Genomic DNA, 3,492 nt, shown 5'->3' with positions numbered 1-3,492 from the left:
TGCCCGGGACCCCTGGCTCAGCCCGCACGTGAAGTRCAAGCGGWYCGCCAGCGRWCCGCCCCTYCCGCACCTGCGGCGGSGAGAGGGGTCCTGGGCACAAGGCCCGGGATGACGGGCTGAAAAGATGGGGATGGCCGGATTGGTTTGCGCCGCTCGCGAGATCCTCGATCCGTCCACGCACAGCCCGCCCCTCGACTATCGATCAGTGATAAGTTATCAGTGATAGATTATCGCGGCTTGTCAAGCCGGTCGCGGCCTGGGAAAGGCTCGTTCAGCATGAAGTCCCCCCAAGTCCGATCGCCCCGCAAGCCCAAGGGCCAAGGCGCCGAGCGCCGCGAGGAAATCCTCGACGCGGCCCTGGCCCTGTTCAGCGCCAAGGACGTCCACACCGTCTCGACCCGGCAGATCGCCGAGGCCGCGGGCATCAGCCAGCCGGCGCTCTACGCCTATTTCGCCACCAAGGACGACCTGATCGCCGAGCTGTGCGTGCGGGCCTTCGCCAAGCTGAAGGCGCGGATGGACGACGGCCGCTCGCGCTGGTCGCCGACCCCGGAAATGTTCGACCGGGCGATGATGACCTATATCGATTTCGGCCTTCGCGAGCCCGACGCCTACCGCGTGGCCTTCATGGTCGAGAAGAGCCACGACGGCTCGTTCAACGCCCGCACCGGCGGACGGCCGATGGCGGCGGGCATGGAGGCTTTCCAGGGCTTCGTGGCCATGATCGCCGACCTGCACGCCGCCGGCCTGACCCACGACGACGACCCCCTGCGCCTCACCCAGACCCTGTGGGCGGGCCTGCACGGCCTGGTCTCGCTGCTGATCGCCCGGCCGGAGTTTCCGTGGTCGGAGCGCGAGGCGCTGATCGCCGGGCACATCGCGATGCTGAGAAGAGGCGCGCTTAGATAACCCCCTCCCATGGGAGAGGGTGTTTTTTGCGGTGATCGCCCCTATATCCGCGCCTCATTCAGCGAACACTCAGGACGTCACCATGGCCAAGCTGCAGCTTCTCGAAACCTTCAGCCTGCAGGAAACCGAGGACGGCTACCGCCTGCTGGTCTCGGCGGTCGGCGGCGAAGCGCTCTACGTCTCGATCACGCCCGACCAGATGGACGGCATCATCGAAAGTCTCGAAGCGGCCATGGGCGGCGAGGAGGAAGAGGGCGTCGAGGAAGACGAGGCGTTCTGAGGGTTTAGCCAACGCGCGTCCTCCGCCCCCTATGGGGGCGGACAGGCGACGAAGTCGCCAGGTGGGGGCAAGTGGGTGAGCCACGGTCCCCGTCAGGCGCCACGGCGGCGAACACTTGCCCCCTACGGATCGCTTCGCGATCGTCTTCCCCCAGAGGGGGAAGAGGGCGCCCGCCCCCTCACTCCCCTTCCGTCAGCACCTGCCCGTTGATCAGCTGGGCCCCCAGCATCTTCACCACCTCGGGGCTCTGGGCGAACTTGCCGTGGTTGAGCTTGTCGCCGGCCTTCAGCTTGGTCAGGTCGATGATGGTGATGTGGCCGTTGGCCTCCAGCTTCGAGCGATAGGGCTCCTGGGTCGGGTCGATGGCCCCCAGGCGCATCAGGTTGCCGGCCAGCAGGCGCGAGATCAGCAAGGCATCCTGGCGGACCGCTGGCTCGGGTAAATGGGGCGATCCCCCGAGAGGTTTCGGGGAACCCGACCATTTCGCGTCCTCCGCCCCCTACGGGGGCGGACAGGCGACGAAGTCGCCAGGTGGGGGCAAGTGATAGCCGCACCGCAGGTGAACACTTGCCCCCTACGGGCCTTCGGCCGTCTTCCCCCATAGGGGGAAAAGGCGCCCGCGATACTTAAGCAACGGCCGCGCTTTCGCCGGTTGCGAGACCGTGCGAACCTCCCGACATGAAGCGTGGCGCGATGAGATCGAGCTGGTGGGCGCGGGGGCTGATGCTCCTGAGCGCGATCCTGCTGTTCGGCGCGCCGGCGATGTCGGCCGCCGCCCTGTCGATGGATCCTTGCTGCGCCGAGGCCCCGTGCCACGACCTGAGCAAGTCCCTGTGTCCGGACGGCTGTGTCGTGGCCTGCCAGATCATCCCCGCGCCCGAAAGCCAGATCGCCGAGCCGGTCGAGTCCGGCCTGGCGGCCCCGACCCCGACGCCCTCTCGCTGGCCGCCCGGACGCGCGCCGGCCCCGGAGCTTCCGCCGCCGCGGTGAGACCGACTTCAGAACGACCTCCCTTCAATCTGAAATCGGAACTTCAACATGAAACGCATCTTTTCGACGGCGGCGCTGATGCTGCTCGTCTCGGCGTCGGCCGCCTACGCCGCCGCGCCGGAAGCCGTGACCAAGGCCGTTGAAGCCTGCTGCGCCCTCGGCGCGGCCTGCTGCAACGGCGGTCCCTGCTGCTGATCTAGTCGCTTAGTCTAGGGCCCCCTCCGCCCCCCATGGGGGCGGACAGACCGCGCAGCGGTCAGGTGGGGGCAAGTGATAGCCGCACGCAGGTGAGCACTTGCCCCTACGGGCCTTCGGCCGTCTTCCCCCATAGGGGGAAGAGGCTCGCCCTGCTAGACACCCCCCATGTCCCGCCTCTCCACCTCGCCCCTCCGCGCCGCCTTGCCTTATGTCTGCCTGGTCAGCGCCATGGTGTCGCTGTGCGCCGGCACCTCGTTCGCCAAGAGCCTGTTCCCGCTGGTCGGGGCCCAGGGGACCAGCGCCTATCGGGTGGGGTTCTCGGCCCTGGTGCTGTGCCTGATCTGGCGGCCGTGGCGCTTTCCGCTGGCCCGCAAGGACCTGATCGCCGTCGCCACCTACGGGGCGGTGATGGGGGCGATGAACCTGTGCTTCTACATGTCGCTGCGGACCATCCCGCTGGGCCTGGCGATCGCCATCGAGTTCACCGGCCCGCTCAGTCTGGCGATGATCCACGCCCGCAAGCCGATCCACTTCGCCTGGATCGCCCTGGCGGTGGCGGGCCTGGGCCTGCTGCTGCCGCTGGGCGACACGAGCCTGAACCTCGACCCGGTGGGGGTGGCCTACGCCGCGGCGGCGGCGGTGTTCTGGGCGCTGTACATCGTGGCCGGCCAGCGGACCGGACACCTGCACGGCGGCCGCTCGGTGGCCCTGGGCATGGCGACGGCGGCGGTGGTCATCGCCCCGTTCGGCCTGATCACGGCCGGGGCGGCGCTGCTGAACCCGGTCGCCCTGGGCCTGGGCCTGGTGGTGGCGGTGGTCTCCAGCGCCATCCCCTATTCGCTGGAGATGGTCGCCCTGCGCGGCATCTCCAAGCGCAGCTTCGGGGTGATGCTGAGCCTGGAGCCGGCGGTCGGCGCCCTGGCCGGGCTGGTGCTCTTGGGAGAGCAGCTGGTCGGCCGCCAATGGCTGGCCATCGCCTTCGTGATCACCGCGTCGGTGGGGACGGTGGTGACCGATCCCTCGCGGCGAGAGGTCGAGGCCCCGCTGCACGACTAGCCGGGGACATGCCCTTGCGGCGTGTCCCCATCGCCATCCACGGAGCCAAGACTTGGGGG

Annotated in this window: 6 protein-coding genes; 5 read left to right on the top strand and 1 reads right to left on the bottom strand. The window is 68.8% G+C overall.

The window, feature by feature from the left end; translation table 11 throughout:
- The first annotated feature begins 276 nt into the window (after window positions 1-276).
- Both AC1DZ6_RS21655 and AC1DZ6_RS21650 read left to right on the top strand, forming a co-directional pair.
- On the top strand, window positions 277-909 hold the full coding sequence (locus AC1DZ6_RS21655; RefSeq protein ID WP_477099196.1) for a TetR/AcrR family transcriptional regulator: 633 nt from the start codon (window positions 277-279) through the stop codon (window positions 907-909).
- An 82-nt stretch (window positions 910-991) separates the two neighbouring features.
- Window positions 992-1,189 carry a hypothetical protein gene (locus AC1DZ6_RS21650; protein WP_477099195.1) on the top strand — a complete coding sequence of 66 codons (198 nt, stop codon included), beginning with the start codon at window positions 992-994 and terminating at the stop codon, window positions 1,187-1,189.
- Window positions 1,190-1,367: 178 nt separating this feature from the next.
- Here AC1DZ6_RS21650 and AC1DZ6_RS21645 read toward each other — a convergent pair whose 3' ends face one another.
- On the bottom strand, window positions 1,368-1,601 hold the full coding sequence (locus AC1DZ6_RS21645) for an alpha/beta hydrolase (protein WP_477099194.1): 234 nt from the start codon (window positions 1,599-1,601) through the stop codon (window positions 1,368-1,370).
- Between the two features lie 311 nt (window positions 1,602-1,912).
- On the opposite strand from AC1DZ6_RS21645, the gene AC1DZ6_RS21640 reads away from it, so the two are divergent.
- From AC1DZ6_RS21640 to AC1DZ6_RS21630, 3 genes are all read left to right on the top strand, one after another.
- On the top strand, window positions 1,913-2,179 hold the full coding sequence (locus AC1DZ6_RS21640; RefSeq protein WP_477099193.1) for a hypothetical protein: 267 nt from the start codon (window positions 1,913-1,915) through the stop codon (window positions 2,177-2,179).
- 48 nt (window positions 2,180-2,227) lie between these two features.
- A complete protein-coding gene (locus AC1DZ6_RS21635; protein ID WP_477099192.1) occupies window positions 2,228-2,374 on the top strand; it encodes a hypothetical protein in 147 nt (48 codons plus the stop codon).
- 168 nt (window positions 2,375-2,542) lie between these two features.
- Complete coding sequence (locus tag AC1DZ6_RS21630; RefSeq protein WP_477099191.1) at window positions 2,543-3,433, top strand: EamA family transporter; 891 nt, start codon at window positions 2,543-2,545, stop codon at window positions 3,431-3,433.
- Window positions 3,434-3,492 lie beyond the last annotated feature (59 nt).

Source organism: Caulobacter sp. P1_B12_2 (assembly GCF_056406675.1).
The sequence above is the reverse complement of the archived record's forward strand: the minus strand, read 5'-3'. Positions and strand labels throughout refer to the sequence as shown.

What these genes read in the sequence shown, in the direction of transcription:
- AC1DZ6_RS21640 (WP_477099193.1), top strand. Translation starts at nt 1,913, where the DNA reads ATGCTCCTGAGCGCGATCCTGCTGTTCGGCGCGCCGGCGATGTCGGCC.
- AC1DZ6_RS21635 (WP_477099192.1), top strand. Translation starts at nt 2,228, where the DNA reads ATGAAACGCATCTTTTCGACGGCGGCGCTGATGCTGCTCGTCTCGGCG.
- AC1DZ6_RS21650 (WP_477099195.1), top strand. Translation starts at nt 992, where the DNA reads ATGGCCAAGCTGCAGCTTCTCGAAACCTTCAGCCTGCAGGAAACCGAG.
- AC1DZ6_RS21655 (WP_477099196.1), top strand. Translation starts at nt 277, where the DNA reads ATGAAGTCCCCCCAAGTCCGATCGCCCCGCAAGCCCAAGGGCCAAGGC.
- AC1DZ6_RS21630 (WP_477099191.1), top strand. Translation starts at nt 2,543, where the DNA reads ATGTCCCGCCTCTCCACCTCGCCCCTCCGCGCCGCCTTGCCTTATGTC.